The following is a 663-nucleotide window of genomic DNA, read 5'->3' on the forward strand; positions in this document are numbered from 1 at the left end:
TAGTACGGCAGCCGTACTTCGTGATCATGGCTGGAGTTCGAGGGTGAGGCGGCGGGCGTAGTGGGCTTGTTTGGCTCGGGCTTGGTGTCGACGTCGCCAGTTTGACCAGTGCAAACGGTAGCTGGTGCTGCGTGTGGGCTGGTCGCGGAAGACGTTGATCAGGCGGCGGATCTCGTTGACGGTCAGCGGGATCATGTCCTGGTCTTCGGTCGGCTGGGTGCTGGTGGCTTCGGCGGCGCAGATCGCGAGGATGGCCAGGGCGGCCAGGGCCAGGGTGGTGAACCGGTGCCAGGAGTTCCAGCGGCGGACCTGGTGCTGGTCGAGACCGACCTGCCCCTTGCCTGCCTGGAAACTCTCCTCCACAGTCCATCGAATGCCAGCGATGCGCACGAGGTGGGCCAGGGTGACCGGGCCGGGCGCCCAGCAACGGTAGAAAGCCAGCTCACCGGTCGAATTGTTGCGACGGATCAGCACGCTGTGCCGGCCATCATCGTCCGGGTCGCCGTCGGCGCCCACGTCGGCGAGCCAGGCCCAGTCGTAGTAGCGGGGCCCTTTCGACCCGTCGCCGGCGCTGCGCCGGGTCCAGGCCGTGACCGGCAGGTCGGCAGCGATCAGGTCAGCGCGGCGGCGGGTCTTACCGCCATCCAGCGGCAGCAGACGGTC

The 663-nt window shown here is 67.9% G+C and carries 1 pseudogene; it reads right to left on the minus strand.

Annotation, left to right across the window (positions count from 1 at the left end):
• Positions 1-24: 24 nt before the first annotated feature.
• Positions 25-663, minus strand: a pseudogene (locus ACLQ24_RS30005) (IS701 family transposase); the annotation flags it as partial.

This window comes from Micromonospora sp. DT4 (genome assembly GCF_049841675.1).
Taxonomy (GTDB): Bacteria; Actinomycetota; Actinomycetes; order Mycobacteriales; family Micromonosporaceae; genus Micromonospora.